The sequence below is a fragment of the Paraclostridium benzoelyticum genome, assembly GCF_001006285.1.
Taxonomy (GTDB): domain Bacteria; phylum Bacillota; class Clostridia; order Peptostreptococcales; family Peptostreptococcaceae; genus Paraclostridium; species Paraclostridium benzoelyticum.
In genome coordinates, this window is sequence record NZ_LBBT01000217.1 from 1 (window position 1) to 1447 (window position 1447).

At 24.5% G+C, this 1447-nt stretch carries 1 protein-coding gene; it reads right to left on the reverse strand.

Features of this window, described 5'->3' with window-relative positions:
* Positions 1-726 precede the first annotated feature (726 nt).
* On the reverse strand, positions 727-1239 hold the full coding sequence (locus VN21_RS10620) for a BclA C-terminal domain-containing protein (protein WP_046823252.1): 513 nt from the start codon (positions 1237-1239) through the stop codon (positions 727-729).
* Between the last annotated feature and the right edge of the window lie 208 nt (positions 1240-1447).

The following is a 1447-nucleotide window of genomic DNA, read 5'->3' on the forward strand; positions in this document are numbered from 1 at the left end:
TAAAGTAAATAAAATAAAATAAAGAAGTGTACTAGAATTTCTAGTTAAGATTAATAGATCATAATTTTAGATATTTAAATTAGAATAATTGTAATCTATTAATAAAAAAACAAGTTAGCTAAAGTAAAAATACCTAACTTTAGCTAACTTGTTTCTATCTCTATAGAGAGATCAACTTTTTGAGTCTATATGCAATAACTAACAATAGATTTGATTCAAGAATTATAAACATGATTGTATGTTTGGGTAAATAAAAGTTATATATATAAATAGTTGTTAGAAAAATTAAAATTATAGACCTGGATATATTCGTTTTATACTTATGATAACTTTTAGAAATTAGATGAGTACTACTATTTTTAAAATATAAGTATAAAGCGAATATAAACATTGAGACTAAAATGTTTATTGTAGTGATAAAAATATGTAAATGTATGTTCATATTATAACCTCGTGTAAGTATTTAATTTCTATAGTATCTTTATTTTTAATACGGATATTATGAAAATTTCTATAATTAAAAAATAGTTAATATGATAAGTGTTCAAAAAATATATAAGTTTAAATGGATTAGTATATATTCATATCTATAAATAAAAAATGCTCTAGATACAAATTCTAGAGCATTTTTTATTTATAGTATAGGTGGGGATTATAACTTAATTCTAAAAAAAAGAAGTTATAATCCCTTAAAAAATTAAATTTATAGATTAAAAGTTAAATATCTTATAATAATTCTATTACTGAAATACCTGCATTTGCTAAAGTAAATATACCTGCAATTGTAGCAGTAGTAGCAACTTGTAATGTTACAGGTGCATTGCCTACTGTTATTATAGCTTGACCAGATAAGCTAGCAGTAGCTGCAATCGCAACTGTTAAACTTACATTTGATGCACTTGAAGGTATAGGAGTTCCATCTGATAAAAGAACAGCTCCAAGACCTCCAATTCCAGTAGCAGTTGTATTAACATTATAAGAAACGTAGTAACTATGATTAGCTGCTAGTGTTATTGTAGTTGTAGGAACCGTTGCAGATATATCAGTTCCATTAGTAGCTAGAGTAGATTCAAATGTTATAGCTGTTTGTGTTGTTGTTAATGCAGTTCCAGATCCTGCACCTAAAGATAAAAATTGATTTGTAGCAGTTGGTCCCACTGGTCCTGTAGGTCCAAAACAAGGTATATATTCTATACAAGGTCTACAATCGTTATGACCACAATAATTTGAACATGTCATATATTTTCCACCTATACTTATGATAAATTTATAGTATAAATAATGATTTAGATTTGTAAAAAAATTATTTAACTACACTATTAATATATTCAAAAATATTTTTTATGTGTCTAATTCAAGCGAAGTTTATCGAAAATAAAATTTTCATAGATATAAAGTATAATTTAAGAATTATTAAAATAGAAAAACATACTTAAATATTTAAGTA